Genomic DNA, 20,099 nt, shown 5'->3' on the forward strand with positions numbered 1-20,099 from the left:
AATGAATGAGGTGTCGTCATGAAAACGGAACAAAATCATCTGAGTATGATGGAGAAAGACTTTACAAAAGATGAAATGGAAAATTATCAAGCAGTTCTCCAATTTGATTCGAACTGGGCTACACAATTTAAACGCCACGTTTTAGTAGGTCGTGACAAAATCACTGCACGACTGATGGCATCACTGTATCGTGAAAACTTGGTTGGAAGTTATACCCATAGCACGTTTATACAAGCAGAACAGTTAGCGCACTCTGCTATTCCATCCGGCGAACTACTTATGATTCACTTTACATATGGTCAGCTCACGTTGTATGCCCGTGTCATCAGTCATCACGCATTTAACCGTGTTGATGTGACAGGACCGTTTTATTGGAGAACAGCAGATGGAGAGGACCGTCGCGTATTGCATCCTAACGAAGTACTTGATGTCATCATTAATGAAGACACACGCTATCAAGGAGCAGCCGCAGAACAGTTTCGTGATGATATGGAGAATAGTGCCGCACATATGGCTCTGGCGCTGAGTTACCAAGCACAACATCCATTAAAAGACGCGCCATCATTACTTGATTATATAGAAGCACAGGATGATCCTTACTTAACTTCTGAGCAACTCGTTGTTGAAGGGCATCCGTTACATCCTGGTGCAAAATTACGTAAAGGCATGTCCGCACAAGAAACCATTGATTACTCCTCAGAATATCAACACGCGATGCTGATGCAGTTCATACTTGTTCATCATGATGTCGCACGTACAATGGCACAACATGGCACATATGCAGAAGCGGTCTATCATGCATTTGACGGGTTGAAGTCAGTTGCGTTACAAGCGATAGGTTCGGATGCGCCACTAGAAGATTATATGCCTTTGATCGTTCATCCGTGGCAATATGAACATATTATTCGCACAGAATACCAACACGAACTTGATACAAAAGCAATCATCCCGTTAGATTATACAAAATCATATTATGCAGGATTGTCTTTTCGCACATTAATGCCTAAAAAGCCTGACGTTTCACCCCATATCAAGCTTTCAACTAATGTGCACATTACTGGCGAGATCCGTACTCTGTCAGAACAGACGACGCATAACGGACCTTTAATGACCAACATTTTAACCGACATTTCAGCACGAGATGCACTTTTCAACAACGTCTCAACTTCACCAGTACCAGAAATTGCCGGCGCTCATTTTTATCAACCGAAAGACAGTCACCCTGATGAACAAGAACGACGTAGCGAACAGTTAGGCACGCTATTTAGACAAAATATTTATGACATGATTGACAGTGAGCGCCTGCCAGTTATTCCATCAAGTCTAGTCGTCACACATCCAGAAACAGCGCGTCCACTTATCGTCGAATTGGTTGAACGTTTTAGGCAAACAAATGACACCACAACAGACATCGACGTACGTGCACAGTGGTTTAAAACATACGCCGCTTCACTCATTGATTACGTCGTGCCACTATTAGTGAAATACGGTATCGCATTAGAAGCACATTTACAAAACACGATTGCTGTATTTGAACCAAGTACTGGCGCCTTTTCACATATGCTCATCCGTGACTTTGAAGGCTTACGCATCGATGCAGAACAGTTAGCACAAATGGGCTATGATACGTCTCATTTCCATGAAAAATCACGAATACTGACGAAGAGTCAAACATCTGTGTTCAACAAAGCCTTTTACTCAACGATTCAAAATCATCTCGGTGAACTCGTCGCAGTGCTCTCACGCTTTTATGATGATGTTGCACTCGAAAACACGTTATGGTCTATCGTTCGTCAACAAATCAAACAATGTTTTGACAAGCTTGAAGCCGCTGACATTAATCCAGAACGTTTAGCCCACATGCAAAACGTATTCTTTAATGAAAAGATTGATTATAAATGTGTGACAACGATGCGGTTAATGGATGAAGCACATGAATACACATATATTAAAGTCGACAATCCACTTTCAAAATCATTGATTTAAAAGTAGCACAATAACATATTTCTACTAAAGATTGAGTCAAAAGTATTTCTTATCCTATGTAATTGTATTAAAATAACTTATAGACAAAAATTACATTTGAGGAGAATAACTATGACAATCATGCGTACCTTAACGTTTATGTTAAGTATTTTTATCGTAGGAATGGTTGAAATGGTTGTCGCTGGCATTATGAATCTGATGAGTGCAGATTTAAATATATCAGAAGCATGGATCGGTCAACTCGTGACGATTTATGCTTTTACTTTTGCTTTAACAGGTCCTATTTTAGTGAAACTTACCGAAAAATATTCACCTAAAAGTGTGTTACTATCAGCGATTGCCTTTTTCGTAATAGGAAATTTGATGATTGCACTCTCCCCTAACTTTACGATTTTAATTATCGGTCGTATCATTTCGTCAGCAGCCGCTGCATTGATCGTCGTTAAAATACTTTCCACAACTGTCGTATTAGCGCGACCTGAAAACCGTGGTAAAATGTTAGGCATTGTGTATACAGGGTTTAGTGCATCCAACGTATTCGGTGTTCCGATTGGTACATTAATTGGCGATTGGGCAGGATGGCGTTTTACATTCGGGCTCATCATCTTAGTCGGATTGATTGCAGGCGTACTGCTCACGATTTATTTGCCAAAAGAAGTAAAATCATCCCTACAGACTACGCAAAATCATACTAGCCGAATTTTAGACAAAGGAGAAGTGACAAAACTCCTATCGATTACTTTTATATTATTAACAGCAAATTCAGTGGCTTATATTTACATTAATCCACTCATTTTATCTGGCGGACATAACATCCAATTTGTCTCTCTCGCCCTACTCATAATCGGTATCGCGGGCATGCTGGGGACATCCATGGGGGGGTTCTTTACAGATAAACTGTCATTTAAAACATGGCTGTTAGTGAGTGGTGGGGCCTTTGTCATCGTCATGCTCGTTTTAAATCAACTTTGGACAGCATCTACTATTTTACTGATTGCTTTATTCATTTGGCATATTATTCAGTGGAGTACCAATCCAGCGGTACAATCCGGGCTCATTGATCAAGTAGAAGGGGATAACAGTCAAGTGATGAGTTGGAACATGTCTGCGTTGAATGCGGGTATCGGTTTTGGTGCCTTACTTGGTGGTTTAATCGTGTCACATATCGATTTACATGCGACGATTTATTTCGCTGCCGGTATTGGCTTCATCGGCTTTATCATTATCGTGATGTTGAAGAAAAAACGCGTCGCTTAGACTTGATTAACAAAGATATAAAAAAGGGAGGTATACGCCATATTCCAGCGTATACCTCCCTTTTTTATATCTTATTGTAAACCTTTGTTCTCGTTTTGATCTTTGTTTTTCTCATGCTTTTGTTGCCATTCTTTACGTGTCATCACGTCATCCACTTGCATGTTAACTTCAACCACGTCTAAACCAGTAATGTGTTTCACTTGTTCTTTAATTAATTCTGTTACTTTACGGAAGATTTTCGGCGCAGATTCACCATATTCTAAAATAACTTTCAAGTCGATTGCTGCTTGTTTTTCGCCAACTTCAGCAGATACACCTTGTGTCACATTGTTGCCACCTGAGAATGAACCGCTAATGCTATCCACAAAGCCGCCTTTCATATCTAAAATACCACGAACTTCACGTGCTGCAATCCCTGCAATTTTTTCTACAACTTCATCAGAGAAAGTTAAGCTATTTGAAAATTGTTGTCCTTGATTATCTTCACGTTGTTGTCTTTCTTTTTCATTCACGCCTGTTTCTCTATTGTAACTTTCTTTTACTTTATTATTTTCAACTGTCATTTCAAAAACTCCTTTATTATTTATTTTATTTTTCTTTTTCCATGATTATTGAATTAACTTAACCGATTAAGTAAATTTAAGAAATCTTGTGTACGGTCTTTAATATACCCCACACCAATACCGATTAAACATAATACGATGATTAAAATCGTTTTCCAAAAGCCAAGTGTTAAAAACAAGATGGCAATAATGAGGAAGAAGAAAAACCCAATGATACGCCATTTATAGCTTTGTAATATCTTCGCAAATTGCTCTACTGAATCTCGCTCACTTTGACCGTTTCGATTTTCATTAGACATAGGACCCCTCCTTTACACGACTCGTGGACCATTGTCTCTTTTTTGGTCACGGACATTGACTTTAACTGATTTGACATGCAATTCTGAGAAACGTTCAACGCTCTCTTTAATGTCTAATCTTACTTGTTCAACGAGTGATGGAACATTCGCCGATTCTGATGGAACAATAAAATCTGTTGTAATATCAATGAAACTGCTCTTTTTCTTGTTATAAAGTTTTGATACGACGTTCGGTTGACGAACCTCATCATATTTCGAAAGCGTATCATAAACCGTGTTTTCGATAGACTTACGTGAAATATAAATATGGCCGTCTGAATAATCTTTATAAAGCCCCGGTTTACGATATGTGGGTTTGAAAGCTCTTAAGAATAAAATCAAACCGATAAGAATAAGTAATCCAGCTAGACCAATTAATAAGGGTTGGAACCAATTAAACTGATAAAAGTAATCTTGATACTCTTTGATTGGCTGATAATCAATATACATAAATAACAAGAAACCTACGATAATGACTATCAACAAGCCAAGAATAAAATTTTTGATTCGTGTCATAATCAAATGCCACCTCCTATTCAATTGTTTACATCAGGTATATACCCTCATTTTTAACAGAAAAACTAAATTTTTGTCATATTTCCAAAAAATTTATTTGTTATTTTGTATCTAAGTTTTTTCGATATAATTATGTTTACATTTTTTTGCTTAAAATAAATATTGAAAAAGATATCGTTATCATTGAATCGCAGTCAATCAATTGCACGTCATTTTTTAAGAATTAGATACCATTGAAAAAAGAAGTGAAACTGTTATCTAACAATTTCACTTCTTAATGTTTAGTGATCATTTCTTTTACTTAATCGTGGTCGCTCTGCTGCAAGGGCTTTGAATAATGACCAAATCATAAAGATAATCACAAATGAGAAAGGGAGCGCCGCAATAATTAATAAATTTTGAATAGCTTGCGTTCCACCTGTCAGTAACATAATGAATGCAAAAAGTGCGAGCATGATGCCCCAACTGACTTTCACCCAACTGCCTGGATAATTGTCACCATTTGTACTGAGCATACCGAGCACATAAGTCGCTGAATCTGCTGATGTCACGAAGAAAATCATCACGACCACGAGTGTGACAATACTCATGACGAAGCCAAGTGGAAAATGTTCCAACGTCGCAAACGTGGCTGTCTCAATCGCTTCACCCGCAATATTCGCAATACCATTATCCTGTAAATAAATAGCTGATGCGCCAAATACTGCAAAGAAAATGAAACAGACGAGTGATGGTACGAATAACACACCTATGATAAATTCTTTAATCGTTCGCCCTCTTGAAACACGCGCGATGAAAATACCTACAAATGGTGCCCATGAAATCCACCATGCCCAATAAAAGACCGTCCAGTTTTGAATCCATTGTGACTTTTCTGGATTGTTAATCGTTAAACGTAAACTCATATCGAAAAAGTGTGCAATGTAATGACCTAAACTATTCGTAAACATGTTTAATATGTAAAGCGTCGGCCCAATGATAAAAACAACTACGAGCACGATAAAAGCAAGAATCATGTTAATATTACTTAACATTTTAATTCCTTTACTTAGTCCAGACCATGTCGACCAAATAAATAACGCCGTCGCCATAATGATGATCAAAATTTGTGTTGTGAAGTTGGCTGGAATATTAAATAAGAAATTTAAACCTTCACTAATTTGAAGCGCACCGAAACCTAATGTTGCCGATACACCTGTTACTGTCGCAATAACCGCAAGTATGTCTAACAATTTGCCAAGCGGTCCTTGCATCTGTTTTTCACCAAACAGCGGTGTTAACGTCGCACTCACTAATCCAGGATAGCCTTTATGAAAGTTGAAATATGCAAACGCCAACGCAACGATCGCGTAGACCGCCCATGCATGAATGCCCCAATGAAAAAAGGCGAATTGTAAACTGTCATCAATAGCCGCTTGCGTTCCAGCTTGATGAATAGGTGTCGCCGTGTAGGCATGTGAAATAGGTTCAGCTGTCGTCCAAAATACTAAACCAATCCCCATTCCTGCACTAAACAACATCGCAAACCATGATTTTAATGAAAATTCCGGCTCTTCCCCTTCTTCACCTAATGTAATCTGACTGTATCTCGAAAAAAGTAAATAAACGCAAATCAAGAAAATAGCCAATAACAATAATAAATAGTACCAACTAAAATTTTGGCCAATCCAAGTAGTGATCGATTGCGTCGTTTCTTCCATCTGTTTTGGAAAAATTGCGCCAACTAGGACGAATAAACTACATAACAGTAACGATATCCAAAACACGAGACTCACATGTTTCTTTTTCTTTGTTTGTTTCATGACTTTAACTTCCCCTTAATCGTTAGTTAACAGTCATATTCCCTCTTCTGTGCAATTTATTCAACAATTTCAATGACAAGTTTGCCGATATGCGATTGTGCTTCCATCATTTCATGCGCTTTCAATACATTTTCCGGCGTTAAACCTGTTAAGACTGAATTTAAAGTCGTTTGATATTGACCTGCATCGACTTTTGCAGTTACATCTTCTAAATATTTGCGATACATCCCTTCGTCGACACCATGAATTGCACGCGCAAACATAAATTCATGCGTAAACGTAATGCTTTTCTGTTTCAAAGCATTCAAATCTTGATTCTTATTAAACGCAACAATCGTCGCAATATGACCTCTAGGCTGTACTAAGTCAATCATCACATCGTAATAGTGGTCTGTATCATATGTACAGAAAATGTAATTGGGACGTGACAAGTTTTGATCATCAAATTGTTTAGCTAAATCTTCTTTATGATTTAACACAACATCTGCCCCCATCTTTTTAGACCAAGCATTTGTTTCTGGACGAGATGCCGTAGTGACCACCGTCAAACCATACGTTTTCGCTATTTGCGTGGCGATACTTCCAACACCGCCCGCACCGTTAATGATGAACAACGTCTTGCCTTGGTTCTGTTGAGGATTTGGAGAAATGTTGAATACATCGAACAATGTTTCGTAAGCCGTAATCGCTGTTAAAGGTAACGCCGCCGCTTCAGCGAATGACAATGTTTTCGGCATATGCGCTAAATAATTTTCATTCACGAGCTGATACGTCTGATTTGAGCCATCTCGTTGATTCGATCCTGAATAATATACTCGGTCACCCGGTTTGAAATCCGTAACCGCATCGCCGACCGCTTCAACCACACCTGCCGCATCAAAACCTAGGACACGTGCCTCAGCATTTAACGGGGCTTGCCGCATTTTCGTATCAACCGGATTGATCCCTGTTGCGTACACTTTGATTAAAATATCATGCGCCTCTGGTGTTGGGAGCTCACGCGATACTTTTTCAAACTTTTGACCTTCTGCTAATTGGAACGGTTGAGTTGCAATAATTGCTTCCATAGATTTCCCCTGCTTTCTATTTATTTTTAAGCATTGTACTCGTGTTTATGCTTATTTTGCTTGATAATTGTAGTATAACACGCTTTGAAAGGAAGTCTTATATGCAACTCAGCATTTTAGATTATAGTCCTATCTTTGAAGACCGCACACCGCAAGATGCACTTAATCATAGTGTTGATCTCGCGCGTTATGCTGAAAATCTGAACTTTCACCGCTATTGGCTAGCTGAGCACCATGAAGTTCATTCTGTCGCATCAACAGCACCTGAAATTTTAGCAACGATGATTTTAGAACAAACTTCACGCATTCATGTTGGCGCCGGGGGTATTATGTTGCCACATTACAGTCCATATAAAGTAGCTGAAACTTTTAAAATGCTAGAGGCACGCCATCCTGGACGTGTCGATATTGCACTTGGAAAATCACCTAGTTTTCAAAATGTGTCTCAAGCATTGAATGAAGACAAACAAACTTTAACAGACTTTGATCAGCAATTGATGGACTTAACAAAATATTTTAATAATGACAGCTCGACCCCACATCGTTTTCAGCATTTAAAAGCAATGCCCGTCATTGAAACGCAACCGCAATTTTGCATCTTAGGCACGAGTGAAAACAGCGCAGAACGAGCCGCACAATTAGGTGCTGTTTTTGTATTTGGGGCGTTCGGACAAAAAACGATAGAAAAACAACGTATTATTCAACGTTATCGAAAACAATTTCAACACTATCATCCTGAGGGGCAACCTTATCTCATCGTCTCTACTTTCGTCTTAGCACATGAGAATAGTCAAATCCGTGCACAATTAGAAGACAGTCTGCATTACTGGTTGCAACGCATTCATTATTTAAAACAGCCGAAAACACTTTTAAGTCCAGAAACGATACAACAGAAAAACTGGAGTGTACGTGAACTTGAAAAACGCGCCGAAAACGCGCCTCGTATCATCAGTGGTGACGGAGAAACCGTAGCGCATGAACTCCACGAATTGCAGCGTACTTTTGATGCTGATGAACTTTTATTATTTCCTCAACTCTATGGTGAGGAGAATAGAAAACATTGTTTAGCACTCATTGCAAAGTATTGGTGAAACCTAAATAAAAAGGTAATGCTTCTCATAGCGATAAGCTTTTAACGCTAAAGAACACATTACCTTTTTTCATTTTTCAATAATTTGTTGATTTTCCATTGAAATCTATCATGACTATCAGATGCGCTTTAACTTGGGAAGGATGAGCAAAACAGCACCATCAATTAGTTTTCTGTCTCGCTTCTGAATATCTTTTTTGTTTCGCATAACTGTAATGACCCGGATAATAATGCAGCTGTTTATTGTCAATCCAGTACGTTTTTGAAAAGTGCTTATCCAAAAAATATCGATCGTGTGAAACAGCAATAACAGTGCCATCAAAATCCTCTAAAGCTTCTTCCAATGCTTCTTTGGCATCAATATCTAAATGATTTGTCGGCTCATCAAGTATAAGCACATTGAATTGTTGAGAAATCATTTGCGCCCATCTTAATCGCATCTTTTCACCACCACTTAAATCTTTTACTTTTTTATAGACATCATACCCATAAAAAAGATATTTTGCCAGATGGTTTCTGGCTTCTCCTTCTGACACATGTGCATATTGTCTAAAAGCCTCAAGTACTGACATCTCTCCAGTATTAAATTGATGTTGCGCCAAATAACCAATGCGGTTTGTTTCAGCAATTTGAACATGACCTTCGTCAGGCACAATCTCTCTTAACAACAATTTTAACAGCGTGCTTTTACCTGTTCCATTTGCACCTACAATGGCCACTTTATCACGGCGTCTAATTTTCATATTAACCCCTTCAAATAGGATATCATCATACATTTTAGCGACATCTTTTAACACAAAAATATCTTTTGAAGCACTTTCCGATTGGGCAATATCTAATTTCATTTTATTGTATGCTAGTCTGGGTTTAGGTTTGACTTCGATACGCGCCAGTGCTTTCTCCATGCTTTTAGCACGACGATGCATCGACGCATTTGGTGGCTTTGCCTGGTTCGCCCAAATTTTTAATTGCTTAATTTGGGCTTTCATTTTTTGAATTTTCTTCTGCTGGGTTTGATATGCTTTAAATTCGTTTAAAATACGCTTCTCTTTTTCAATGACAAAATTTGAATAATGACCGGGATATACATATAACTGCTGTTGATCAATTTCTAATATTTGAGTGACCGTTTCATCTAGAAAGTAACGATCATGTGAAATTACCATCACGGCACCTTTATATTGTTGGATAAACTTTGTTAGCCATTCAATACTTTCTATATCTAAATGATTCGTAGGTTCATCAAGCAGTAACAATTCTGGTGATTGAAGTAACAACATCGCTAAACCCACTTTTGTCTGCATTCCTCCGGATAAATTGGACCATTGCTGCGTTTTAAGGTGTGCAATTTTTAAACCGTTGAGCACAATATCAATTTTGTAATCTCTGTCGTAACCCCCTAAAGTCTCAAATTCATTTTGCAATCGGTCATATTGCTTTAAAATTTGATTGATGTCATCCGCCCCTTCAACCATCTTAATTTCCAACTGTCTCATTCGTTGTTCGATACCATTCAAAGTATCGAAGGCTTGATAAAGCTGGTTTATTACAATAGCATCGGGTGGTAGATTTGGGATTTGTGCTAGGAGACCTACTTTCACATCCTTAGCAATACTAATAAAGCCTTCATCTGCCTGCTCTTTTTTGGCTATTAATTTAAATAAAGTCGTTTTCCCTTCACCATTTCGCCCTATTAAACCAATTCGGTCATTTTGATTCACTTCAAACTTAATATGATCAAAGACCTTATTTCCATTATACGATTTCGTGAGTTGACTCACATTGACGATATTCATTTTTTATTCCTCCATATCACTAGAGGAAATTGTGTCAGTATTCCTCTAGAAGATGTATTTGTTTAAAATTAGACAGACTACACCAATTTTTAACAAAAAGCGCAAATTTTCCACGTATAATATGGACAAATCTTACACGCTTTACATCTTCTAAAAACATACCGACACCTCCGTTCATATAATGATAAATCTAATTGTAGCCTAGTTTCACTTGTGATTCAAATCACTTATACTTATTTTAACTCAGTCAGATTTTTAGCTCCAACCTTATTTGATTGCTATGATGATAGAAATAGATTAAAATAGCGATTTAATTTTCACTATACTAAATTTTTTAAAGGAGAGAAACTCCCCTAATGTTAAAACAAGGTTTAACGATTATAGACGTTCAGAATGATTACTTTGATAATGGTAAAATGCATCAAAAAACCAAGACCCGTTTAAAAGTCTCGGTTTTTCATACTATGATTCAATGATTCGTGTTTCTGCGAGTTTCTTATACCAATATGCACTCTTTTTCGGATAGCGTTGCTGTGTTTCAAAGTCAACATAGAATAAACCATAACGTTTTTCATAGCCATTGGACCATGAGAACACGTCCATTAATGACCAAATGAAATAACCCTTTACATTAGCTCCATCCTCAATCGCATCTGCAATCACTTCTAAATGTTGTTTGACATAATCAATACGCGCATCGTCTTGAACTGTATCATTAATAAATTCGTCTTTATAACCTAATCCATTTTCTGTAATATAAATTTTTTTGTAATTAGGATAATCTTTTTTTACACGCATAATTTGATCATACAAACCTTGAGGATAAATCATCCAATCCCAATCTGTTCTAGGGACATCTACATCAAATTCACGTTGCCCAATCCCTTTCAGTTGGTATTTTGAACCGCCTTTGTCACCTTTAGAATTATGCGTAATTTCACTTTCACCTTCAAAACTACGCATCCAATCACTCATATAATAGTTAATTCCTAAGAAATCATTTAAGTCTTTGGCAACTTCTAGTATTTCAAAATCTTCTGGCCTTAAATCCAGTGCCCCACCGTTAATACTCAAAATGTGGTTAACGCCATCCATCGTTTCTTTAGAGTAATGCCCTAAATACGTTGCGTCTAATATAAACTTATTATGGATAATATCTTCTAATTCAGCCGCGCGAACATCTTCAGGATCGTCCGGGTTAAAAGGATATTTTGTAGGCAAGGCATGAACAACACCGATTTCACCTTGATGACCTTGTTCCTTAAATAAAGCAACTGCTTTTGCATGTGCAACCATCATATTGTGATGCGATTGAAACACTTTTTCAAAATGATATTGAATACCGGGTGGGAATTTCCCTACAAGATACTGACCATCCCCAATAGGTCCGATTTCATTGAATGTTGTCCAATAATTCACTTCTTTAAACTCGTTAAAACAAAATTCAGCATAATCAACAAAATGTTGAATATTCTCTCTGTTTAAGAAGTCACCATTAGAATGTAAAGCTTCTGGTGTATCAAAATGATGTAATGTTACGAAAGGTTCAACGTTCCTTTTCATGCATTCTTTAAAAAGACGATGATAATAATCTACACCTTTAGGATTAACCTCTCCGTAGCCCTTAGGAAAAATACGTGACCATGCGATTGATATTCGTATTCCATTCACACCAAATTTTTCACTTAACTCTAAGTCAACAGGATAGCGATGATAAAAGTCGCTAGCTGGTTCGGCTGTGTACCAATAATTTTTTTCTAAATAAGTATCCCACGCTACTCTACCTTTACCATCTATATTTGTCGCACCTTCAGCTTGATATGCTGCTGTAGCACCACCAAAAATAAAGTCTTCTGGTAACTTTTTCATTAGATTTTGATCTCCTTTTATCTAAAATGATCTTGCACAAATTTCAAAGCTGCTTGGCCATCACGAGTAAGGCTAATGTATTCCCCACCTTGTGTCTTAACAAGCTTTATTCCGAGCCTATCTGTATCTTGTTTAATATCTTGATAGTTTGAAGCAACTTGTGGGGCTAAAATGACGAGATCGAAATCCTTCATAATATCCATATGTGCGCCATAACTATCTGCAGCAGCTTTAACAGGTGCTTCGTACTCCGTAGCAGCTTGGTTTAAAGCGTTGGCTAGTAAACCACTTGTTCCTCCTCCAGCACATAGTACAAGTACATTAATAGGTTTAGTAATAGGGTTTGAACTGTTTGCTTCTTGAGTCATATCAGCGACGGATTGATTTGTAGACGCATTTAAAATAGCATCTGCTTTTGACGTATTAAAGTTTTCTCCCACTTTTGCATGTAATTCGTTCGTACTGTCAATACCTTTCAACTCATCATCTAAAATTTGATTATCATAGACTTTGAAGAATGGATAGTAAATGAAAGTATCAACAACGATTAAAGTCATTGCTAAAACAAATGACCACACACCAAATCCTGTCCCCATCACGATTCCTAATGGACCTGGAGTCGTCCAAGGTAAGAACACACTAAAACTATTCATACCAATGACATCAACAAAAAACTTAAAAATCCACACATTAATAATGGGTGCCATGATAAATGGTATAAAGAATATAGGATTTAATACGATGGGTGCACCAAATAAAATAGGTTCATTTACACCGAAAAATGTAGGTACAACTGAGGCACGCCCAATTGCTTTATTACGTTTTGATTTAGACAGCCACATAAATATAAACGGGACTACTAATGTCGCACCAGTGCCCCCCATAGTTACGATAAACATTTGTGTACCTGGTGTTAAAATTTTATCTGCATGTTCACCAGCGTGTAGTAATTTAAAGTTTGTTTCGATATTGGCATAAGTAATGGCTGCAATAGCAGGCTCCACGATAGAAGGACCGTGAATACCAACAAACCAGAAAAACGCAAAAGCACCAAATATAATTGTAATACCCACATAGCCATCTGCTGCGGTAAATAATGGTTCAAAAACCTTTAAAATTGATTCAGCGACATTTGTTTTATTCACTGATCTTGAAAGGATATCCAATCCATACAAAGTTAAAATAACAAGGCTGAATGGAATTAAATCTTTAAACACTTGTGAAATATTTGGGGGCACTTCTTTAGGCATTTTGATTGTAATATTATTTTTAATACAAATGTTATAAATCATCACAGTAATAAAGGCAGATAAAAATGCTGTTAGTAAGCCTTTCGTTCCCATGAAAGCATTTGCAAATCCTCCTGCTTCAAGTGTATTCGAAGCTAGAAATAAGAAACCACTCATCGAAGCCAGCATCGTCGAGATAAAGTTGATTTGATTTGTTCTTTCTAATTTACGATTATATGAATCCGTTAGCGCTTTAGCTGTTGTTCCCGCAACAAATAACCCTACAATTCCCATTGAATAATGGTATGGCTTCATAATGAGTGCTTCGGTCTCTTTACTCCACTTGAAATCAAATATATTCGGTACATAAGCAATCAATAAGAAAATACTTGAAAATAAAATAATTGGCATAGCTGAGATAAAACCGTCACGAATCGCTCTTAAATAAATATTACGAGAAAGTTTTTCAAAAAACGGTTTCCCTTTTTCAATAAACCCAATCAGTTTGTTCATAGATGTCAGCTCCCTCGTTTGTACAATTCGATGATATGTTTTAACATGTCTTTTAATAAAATGGTTGTCATTAAGTGATCTTGTCCATGCATCATGGTTACGCTGTAAGCAATATCATCACCCATCGCTTCTTTTTGTAATAAACTCGTTTGTGCTTTGTGCGCATCCACAATACATTGATTACCTTCTTCAATCAGTTGTTCAGCTTTATCATAATCGCCAACTTGTGCTGCTGATAATGCTTCTAAATATTTTGAGCGTGCATCTCCAGCGTATGCCACAATTTCAAATCCTAACATTGCAACTTCTTCTCTGTTCATCCTCATTACCTCCACCGTTTGTTAATTATTTGCTTTTGTATGAAACAGCTGTTTCTTTTAGCACATGATTTAGTTCATTTATATTGTGATAACCTTCAGTGCGCAGCCATTCTCTTGCTGCCTCCTCACCGTTTTCTATATATGCTTTCACTGCACCAGACCATGTTGCTCGTCCACATAACACACCATTAAACTGCGCTCCAGCCTCGTGTGCAAATTTTAATGTTTCTTGGAATAATCGGGCAGAAACACCGGCACTTAAATAAATATACGGTAAGTGTGTTGCTTCATCTTGTTGCTTGAAATACGCTGCTGCTTCTTCACGCGTGTACACAAATTCACCTTGACTGAACCCTTCGACATAGTTCATATCTACAGGTACTTCCACTTTTAAAACATCCACTCCAAAACGTTCATTTGAAAATACGCGCATCGCTTCAATAACTTTTCTTGGTTTTACCTTTGCGTATTCCTTACTTTTGTTATCTTTTATTGAATCATCATATGCTAGAATTTCTAAAAAGAACGGTATCTCTTCTGCCTTACATTCTGAACCAATTCTCTCGATATATGCCTCTTTTTGATCATTGATATATGCTTCATCATCGACATCATAATAGAGCAAGAATTTGACAGCTTGTGCGCCTGCTTCCTTAATACGTTTGGCCGACCAATCAACTAAGCAGTCAGGTAAACGTCCTTTAGCATTCACGTCATATCCCGTTTTTTCATATGCTAATAATAAACCTGTCGAGCTATGTCTTACTTGTGTTGCAGGCAAACCATATTCCGGATCTAATAAAATAGAAGACGCATAAGGTGTGAGCTCCTCTGAAACTAATTTTTTTAATTGTTCTATATCTCTAACTTCGGGTTCAGATGCTTGAAATTGTGCCATCATACGTTTTAATGCGCCACGTTGGTCAAAAGCCAATGCTGAAATGATTCCATTCTCGTCACTTAAGCGTGCTAATAATTCTTGTTTGTTACTCATTTTTACACCTCTACATTTAATAAAATCAATACACTCAAATCTGCAAATATACTTTAATGATTTAGATAAGTTAATCGTGATATTCTCCGTTGTCCCACTTTTCTAAAAACTCATCAAAAAAGGAATCTTCTTTTTGATTTTCATTTTCCGACTCAACTTGCGCTATTTTTTCTATCAACCTTTTATTTTCTGCGGTAGGGTGATATTCAGCATTAATAAAGGCTTCGACTATATCACAAAGTAATAACTCGCCAATAATTTTGCCACCAAAGCCTATGACATTTGCATTTAGTTCTTCCTTAGCATAGATAGCTGATGACATATCACGAACCAATGCAGAACGCACACCTGGCACTTTATTGACAGCGTTATTGATTCCCACTCCTGTACCACAAATACATATCCCTAAATCTGCTTCTCCACTTGTGACAGCTTCTCCCACTTTTTTTCCAAAAATTGGATAATGTGTTCGTGCAAAATCATACGTACCACAATCAAGCACCTCGTGACCCAATGATTTTAAAAATTGTGATACTTCCATTTTCGTATCTGTTACAATATGATCCGAACCAATTGCAATCTTCATCTCATGCTCCTCCTCTTATCCCATTTTATTTAACATGTCTACACGAATTTGGTGACGTCCACCATCATAGTGACCTTCGATAAAGCCTTTCACAATGTTTTCAGCTAAAGTTTGCCCTACCAATGCTGCACCCATTGTAATCATTTTCGAGTTATTATGGCTTCTCGTCATATAGGACGAACGTTCGTCTGACACCTCTGCTGCTATCATTCCTTTAATTTTTGTTGCGACCATGAAGCTTCCAACGCCATATGCATCAATAACAACACCTAAATTTTCATCATTTTGTTGTACTTCTTTAGCAACAGCAACGGTAACATCTACGAAATCTTCTAATTCTTCGCTTGTGACATCTAAAACCTCATATTGGTGTTGAAGTAAAAAAGTTTTTATATGTTCTTTTAAACTTAAACCATATTGATCTGCACCAATAATCACTTTCACAATAATCATCCTTTCGAAATAAAAGCTAAATCCATCAATTTTCAAACGCTTTCATTGTTTTACAGTTAAATCATACAACTATCTAAACAAAAATTCAACATTATTTGTTTACTTTCAATCAAATATAAACATTTTTAATCATTTATAAACAAAAAAAGAGAACTAAGACATGGGGTTGTCGTAGTCCTTTTCATTAATTCATTATTAAATAATCTCAATAAACTTTTGTAAATACTGCAACTGATCATTGTTCAAAGTATTCGTTACAATCGCAGTTAAATCTTTCAATTCACAAAATGATACAAAATCCTCTTTGCCTATTTTTGAATCATCAGCTAAAATATATTTTTCATTTGAGTGCTTAATAGCTAAGTTTTGTGTATAGGCTTCCTCATAAGATGACGTCATCACATCATTCCCTTTAATCCCATTTGCACTAAAAAATATTTTTGAGAAGCGCATTTTTTCTAACAATGTATTGGCCATATCACCAACAAATGATTCTGTTAACTGTCTTTTTGAACCACCGATTAAATACACAGAAAATTGTTCTGAACGCTTATGTTCTAGAATTTGAAAAACAGGCAAACAATTAGTCACGATAGATAGGCGTTGATTATCGATTTCTTTCGCTAACATTTCAACTGTTGTACCAGGACCTAGAAAAATAACATTTCCATCTTCAATCAACTTTGCCGCTTTTTTAGCAATTTCTAACTTTTCTTCACTTTTTTGGGTATGTTTTTCACGGTGAGACATCTCTTTATATTGAGAAGCTTTATTACTTCTGGCACCCCCATGTATTTTCGTCAATATCCCTTGTTCCTCTAATTCGATTAAATCCCGTCTTACAGTCATATCGGACACATTCAAGTCTTCCACAATATCCGTAATACGTATTGTCCCTTTTTCGTTTACTCGACGTGCTATCTCATCTAGTCGTTCATATTTGTTCAAACATTTCACACCTTTATATTAACGTTTTTAATACTTATCTTAAGTTATATTTAACAATGCAAACATATATATTCAACATGTTACTATAAAATGTTTGAAATTCACACAAAAATGATATTTCAAACATAATCAAACACATTTCTGTTCGATTCATTTAAACTTGAAACAACAAATCTATATTTACAGCCTAACAAAATCAACCATAATAATGAATTATACATTTTCGTATTTTGCCTGGTCATGAGCATGTTGCAATTTCATCAATAATTGTACAATATATTGCCCTAACCCTACACTGTCTTTGCGACTTAACTGTGAGATATACGTTCTATCAAATATTTGATTGATATCTATCTTGTTGCCAGGATAAAAATCTCTTGAAATAATAAGCCGTAAATTTTCATCATGTATTGCTGTTCTCAATTCGGCATAGCTTTTTTCTGAATTTCAAAGTATTTGAGAGTATGTTTTCTAAAATACGTTTTCTGAGTGCTTCATCAATTTAAAATAATATCATTTGAAATGTGAAATGCTTGTAATGTGATTGACCTCTCTTCAAAATTTGTATAATAAGAAATCAATACATGATCTAACGCTTTAGACAGAGGCTGATAATTTCAATCCACTGAATAGTCTTTTGATTCTATGAGTGTTAAATTATAAAATGTTTCAACTTGTTGGTTCAATACAACAATTTTTTGATTAATAATATCGAAATAATTCCTTTCATCTTTTCACGAGTTACTTTCTTGTTCTAAGAGATGCACATATCTTTTGATCGTAGTAAGTGGTGTTCTAAAATCATGGGAAACATGTGTCATTTCTTCTTTGATTGATCCCCCCAATAATCCAATAAACTGCCACAAATGTTGCACGATTCCCTAAAGTAAGTAAAGCATAAAAAACTAGATATATTCATACTTTTATTTACGATACCCTCTTTTAAAATGCCTATTTTACTGTTATATGTCATTGATTGAACAAAGCCTTTGTATTTCAACTGCTTTTTTATGCTTCGTCTACAATGATTTCGACATGGTCAAACACTGTATAATAATCCATAATTTGATTGTTCAATCTTTGTAAAGCGTCAAGTTTTGTCTTTATTTCATATACAATCGCCTTACCATTGATTAATATAAAATCTGCTTTTGAGCGCTTTATAGGCAATTCTGTCATAGCAACAGTCTTATTCAAAGCGTGCTTACCTAGAAGTAATTTGTTTAACATCGTGTTTTTAAAAAAATATTCATTCCGATAATTCTTTTTTAATACAGCATACAGTTGTTCTATTTTTTTATGATTATTGAGATGATGGGCATCGTCATTAAAAATTTGGTAATAAGCTTTATTCAGTAGGTCACTTTCGCCTTCACGTATCAATTCTCTTAATACATTTTTAGAAAACACTTTATTTAAAATATTGATTTTTGCCATCGTCACACCGCTTTCCATCATCACCAGGTCAAACCTTCTCAAGTCTATTCGTAAACCTATTATACATGATATGTGCATAGGGTCTTACCGTTAATAGTGATTGACTTTCCGCTTCTCAATCACTTTAACATTGTCCCCATCTCGTTTATGCTAAATAGTATAAACTAAGGAGGTTTGAGTTATGACAAAATATGGTTTACTTATTATTGATGTTCAGAATGATTATTTCAGTGGAGGAAAAATGGTTTTACATGAACCCGAAAAGGCCCTTCATCATATTCAACAACTCGAGCATAACTTTAAATCGAAAAATTTACCTATCATTTATATTCAACATATCAATACACAGCCAAATCCTGCATTTTTTGAAAAAGGAACAGATGGGGTGGCATTACACTCTGAATTATCATTGCAAGCTGATAGCGTCATCATTGAAAAGCATTTTCCAAACAGTTTCTTTCAAACAAAACTTCAAGCCACACTTGATCAGCTAGAGGTGGATACACTCGTCATTACTGGTATGATGACGCATATGTGTGTCGATTCTACAACAAGAGCTGCCGCTGAATTAGGTTACAATCCTGTGTTGATTCATGATGCGACAGCGACCCGCAATTTAACATTTAATGAAAACAATGTTCAAGCAAATGATGTACAAAACGCATTTATTTCGTCATTAAGTAATTTTTCAACGGTAATGTCTACTGACGATTGGATAAAAGCATAATTCATTCTATATTCTTTGACTACTATTGGTGTATAGGCATGATGACAAACTCATTCATAACGTCATGTACAATTTAGCAGGCTTTCTTTTATCTTACAGTTATTGCTGCCATTTATCATACAGCATTTGTTATTTTTCAATTCGCCCGGTCATTTCAGTGATTAATAACATTCGCTTTATGCCCCACCTATTCTGCAATACATCACTATGAGTCATCTGACTTTCAACAAATCGAGTAGGAGAATAGCCATTAATTGACTACTCGTCCTCTCACACCACCGAGCGTACGGTTCCGTACTCGGCGGTTCAATATCTTGCGTAAGCCAACTCTGCAAGCTGGGCTAATGGTATTAATCCCCACTTGTAGAGTTGTTTTGTTGTAAGTGCACGATGAACCTCGTGCGTGTTTGATAACCGCCAGTATTTCTTGCGAGACTGTGCGATTTTCATTGTACTTCTATGGTCAAGACCATATTGACGCAACATCTTATATTTCGTTCTAACTCTTTTCCACCGTTTAAGAATGAGTTGTCTAAGTCGGCGGTTTAACCAAGATTGTGTGGTTTCAAGAAATACTCTGATAAAACCTCTACCAAAGTAATTTATCC

20 protein-coding genes are annotated in these 20,099 nt (G+C 36.4%); 4 read left to right on the forward strand and 16 right to left on the reverse strand.

Going from position 1 to position 20,099, the window contains the following annotated elements:
- The first annotated feature begins 18 nt into the window (after positions 1-18).
- Both BJK46_RS11205 and BJK46_RS11210 read left to right on the forward strand, forming a co-directional pair.
- Positions 19-1,986, forward strand: a complete 1,968-nt coding sequence (locus BJK46_RS11205; protein WP_103263452.1) for an IucA/IucC family protein — start codon at positions 19-21, stop codon at positions 1,984-1,986.
- A gap of 111 nt (positions 1,987-2,097) precedes the next feature.
- Positions 2,098-3,243 (forward strand): MFS transporter, encoded by a 1,146-nt coding sequence (locus BJK46_RS11210; protein WP_037542474.1) that lies wholly within the window; start codon positions 2,098-2,100, stop codon positions 3,241-3,243.
- Positions 3,244-3,314: 71 nt separating this feature from the next.
- Here BJK46_RS11210 and BJK46_RS11215 read toward each other — a convergent pair whose 3' ends face one another.
- From BJK46_RS11215 to BJK46_RS11235, 5 genes are all read right to left on the reverse strand, one after another.
- Positions 3,315-3,806 (reverse strand): Asp23/Gls24 family envelope stress response protein, encoded by a 492-nt coding sequence (locus BJK46_RS11215; RefSeq protein ID WP_014613267.1) that lies wholly within the window; start codon positions 3,804-3,806, stop codon positions 3,315-3,317.
- A gap of 53 nt (positions 3,807-3,859) precedes the next feature.
- A complete protein-coding gene (locus BJK46_RS11220) occupies positions 3,860-4,105 on the reverse strand; it encodes a DUF2273 domain-containing protein (RefSeq protein ID WP_014613266.1) in 246 nt (81 codons plus the stop codon).
- A 12-nt stretch (positions 4,106-4,117) separates the two neighbouring features.
- Complete coding sequence (amaP, locus tag BJK46_RS11225) at positions 4,118-4,660, reverse strand: alkaline shock response membrane anchor protein AmaP (RefSeq protein WP_037542471.1); 543 nt, start codon at positions 4,658-4,660, stop codon at positions 4,118-4,120.
- Between the two features lie 281 nt (positions 4,661-4,941).
- Positions 4,942-6,462, reverse strand: a complete 1,521-nt coding sequence (locus BJK46_RS11230) for a BCCT family transporter (protein ID WP_065354093.1) — start codon at positions 6,460-6,462, stop codon at positions 4,942-4,944.
- A gap of 56 nt (positions 6,463-6,518) precedes the next feature.
- Positions 6,519-7,529: a zinc-binding alcohol dehydrogenase family protein gene (locus BJK46_RS11235; RefSeq protein WP_020220315.1), complete on the reverse strand. Its 1,011-nt coding sequence runs from the start codon at positions 7,527-7,529 to the stop codon at positions 6,519-6,521.
- Between the two features lie 101 nt (positions 7,530-7,630).
- On the opposite strand from BJK46_RS11235, the gene BJK46_RS11240 reads away from it, so the two are divergent.
- On the forward strand, positions 7,631-8,620 hold the full coding sequence (locus tag BJK46_RS11240; RefSeq protein WP_037542467.1) for an LLM class flavin-dependent oxidoreductase: 990 nt from the start codon (positions 7,631-7,633) through the stop codon (positions 8,618-8,620).
- A gap of 160 nt (positions 8,621-8,780) precedes the next feature.
- On the opposite strand, the gene abc-f is transcribed toward BJK46_RS11240, so the two are convergent.
- The 10 genes from abc-f to BJK46_RS11290 form a co-directional block, all read right to left on the reverse strand.
- A complete protein-coding gene (gene abc-f, locus BJK46_RS11245; RefSeq protein WP_015729493.1) occupies positions 8,781-10,415 on the reverse strand; it encodes a ribosomal protection-like ABC-F family protein in 1,635 nt (544 codons plus the stop codon).
- 462 nt (positions 10,416-10,877) lie between these two features.
- Positions 10,878-12,284 (reverse strand): 6-phospho-beta-galactosidase, encoded by a 1,407-nt coding sequence (lacG, locus tag BJK46_RS11250; protein ID WP_037542463.1) that lies wholly within the window; start codon positions 12,282-12,284, stop codon positions 10,878-10,880.
- 17 nt (positions 12,285-12,301) lie between these two features.
- Positions 12,302-14,026, reverse strand: a complete 1,725-nt coding sequence (locus tag BJK46_RS11255; protein ID WP_063278949.1) for a lactose-specific PTS transporter subunit EIIC — start codon at positions 14,024-14,026, stop codon at positions 12,302-12,304.
- Between the two features lie 5 nt (positions 14,027-14,031).
- Positions 14,032-14,346 carry a PTS lactose/cellobiose transporter subunit IIA gene (locus BJK46_RS11260; protein ID WP_014613256.1) on the reverse strand — a complete coding sequence of 105 codons (315 nt, stop codon included), beginning with the start codon at positions 14,344-14,346 and terminating at the stop codon, positions 14,032-14,034.
- A gap of 25 nt (positions 14,347-14,371) precedes the next feature.
- Positions 14,372-15,340: a tagatose-bisphosphate aldolase gene (gene lacD, locus BJK46_RS11265; RefSeq protein WP_096636655.1), complete on the reverse strand. Its 969-nt coding sequence runs from the start codon at positions 15,338-15,340 to the stop codon at positions 14,372-14,374.
- A gap of 70 nt (positions 15,341-15,410) precedes the next feature.
- Positions 15,411-15,926, reverse strand: coding sequence for a galactose-6-phosphate isomerase subunit LacB (gene lacB, locus BJK46_RS11270; protein ID WP_014613254.1), 516 nt, complete (start codon positions 15,924-15,926; stop codon positions 15,411-15,413).
- A 15-nt stretch (positions 15,927-15,941) separates the two neighbouring features.
- On the reverse strand, positions 15,942-16,370 hold the full coding sequence (gene lacA, locus BJK46_RS11275; protein WP_103263693.1) for a galactose-6-phosphate isomerase subunit LacA: 429 nt from the start codon (positions 16,368-16,370) through the stop codon (positions 15,942-15,944).
- A gap of 204 nt (positions 16,371-16,574) precedes the next feature.
- Positions 16,575-17,327: a DeoR/GlpR family DNA-binding transcription regulator gene (locus BJK46_RS11280; RefSeq protein WP_103263694.1), complete on the reverse strand. Its 753-nt coding sequence runs from the start codon at positions 17,325-17,327 to the stop codon at positions 16,575-16,577.
- A 734-nt stretch (positions 17,328-18,061) separates the two neighbouring features.
- Positions 18,062-18,148, reverse strand: a complete 87-nt coding sequence (locus BJK46_RS12685) for a cell wall metabolism sensor histidine kinase WalK (protein WP_226957617.1) — start codon at positions 18,146-18,148, stop codon at positions 18,062-18,064.
- Positions 18,149-18,335: 187 nt separating this feature from the next.
- The gene (locus tag BJK46_RS11290; protein ID WP_242445279.1) at positions 18,336-18,764 is read right to left on the reverse strand and encodes a sce7726 family protein; all 429 of its coding nucleotides are present in this window, start codon (positions 18,762-18,764) and stop codon (positions 18,336-18,338) included.
- 181 nt (positions 18,765-18,945) lie between these two features.
- On the opposite strand from BJK46_RS11290, the gene BJK46_RS11295 reads away from it, so the two are divergent.
- A complete protein-coding gene (locus tag BJK46_RS11295) occupies positions 18,946-19,491 on the forward strand; it encodes a cysteine hydrolase family protein (RefSeq protein ID WP_014613248.1) in 546 nt (181 codons plus the stop codon).
- Positions 19,492-19,797: 306 nt separating this feature from the next.
- On the opposite strand, the gene BJK46_RS11300 is transcribed toward BJK46_RS11295, so the two are convergent.
- Positions 19,798-20,099 (reverse strand): group II intron maturase-specific domain-containing protein (locus BJK46_RS11300; protein ID WP_277948678.1); only part of this gene is annotated, 302 nt, incomplete at its 5' end.

The organism is Staphylococcus pseudintermedius, assembly GCF_001792775.2.
In the GTDB taxonomy this organism is placed as follows: domain Bacteria; phylum Bacillota; class Bacilli; order Staphylococcales; family Staphylococcaceae; genus Staphylococcus; species Staphylococcus pseudintermedius.

Excerpts from the sequence above, each read along its gene's own strand:
- BJK46_RS11205 (WP_103263452.1), top strand. The coding sequence starts at position 19 with ATGAAAACGGAACAAAATCATCTGAGTATGATGGAGAAAGACTTTACA.
- BJK46_RS11210 (WP_037542474.1), top strand. The coding sequence starts at position 2,098 with ATGACAATCATGCGTACCTTAACGTTTATGTTAAGTATTTTTATCGTA.
- BJK46_RS11215 (WP_014613267.1), bottom strand. The coding sequence starts at position 3,806 with ATGACAGTTGAAAATAATAAAGTAAAAGAAAGTTACAATAGAGAAACA.
- BJK46_RS11220 (WP_014613266.1), bottom strand. The coding sequence starts at position 4,105 with ATGTCTAATGAAAATCGAAACGGTCAAAGTGAGCGAGATTCAGTAGAG.
- amaP (WP_037542471.1), bottom strand. The coding sequence starts at position 4,660 with ATGACACGAATCAAAAATTTTATTCTTGGCTTGTTGATAGTCATTATC.
- BJK46_RS11230 (WP_065354093.1), bottom strand. The coding sequence starts at position 6,462 with ATGAAACAAACAAAGAAAAAGAAACATGTGAGTCTCGTGTTTTGGATA.
- BJK46_RS11235 (WP_020220315.1), bottom strand. The coding sequence starts at position 7,529 with ATGGAAGCAATTATTGCAACTCAACCGTTCCAATTAGCAGAAGGTCAA.
- BJK46_RS11240 (WP_037542467.1), top strand. The coding sequence starts at position 7,631 with ATGCAACTCAGCATTTTAGATTATAGTCCTATCTTTGAAGACCGCACA.
- abc-f (WP_015729493.1), bottom strand. The coding sequence starts at position 10,415 with ATGAATATCGTCAATGTGAGTCAACTCACGAAATCGTATAATGGAAAT.
- lacG (WP_037542463.1), bottom strand. The coding sequence starts at position 12,284 with ATGAAAAAGTTACCAGAAGACTTTATTTTTGGTGGTGCTACAGCAGCA.
- BJK46_RS11255 (WP_063278949.1), bottom strand. The coding sequence starts at position 14,026 with ATGAACAAACTGATTGGGTTTATTGAAAAAGGGAAACCGTTTTTTGAA.
- BJK46_RS11260 (WP_014613256.1), bottom strand. The coding sequence starts at position 14,346 with ATGAACAGAGAAGAAGTTGCAATGTTAGGATTTGAAATTGTGGCATAC.
- lacD (WP_096636655.1), bottom strand. The coding sequence starts at position 15,340 with ATGAGTAACAAACAAGAATTATTAGCACGCTTAAGTGACGAGAATGGA.
- lacB (WP_014613254.1), bottom strand. The coding sequence starts at position 15,926 with ATGAAGATTGCAATTGGTTCGGATCATATTGTAACAGATACGAAAATG.
- BJK46_RS12685 (WP_226957617.1), bottom strand. The coding sequence starts at position 18,148 with ATGACACATGTTTCCCATGATTTTAGAACACCACTTACTACGATCAAA.
- BJK46_RS11290 (WP_242445279.1), bottom strand. The coding sequence starts at position 18,764 with ATGGCAAAAATCAATATTTTAAATAAAGTGTTTTCTAAAAATGTATTA.
- BJK46_RS11295 (WP_014613248.1), top strand. The coding sequence starts at position 18,946 with ATGACAAAATATGGTTTACTTATTATTGATGTTCAGAATGATTATTTC.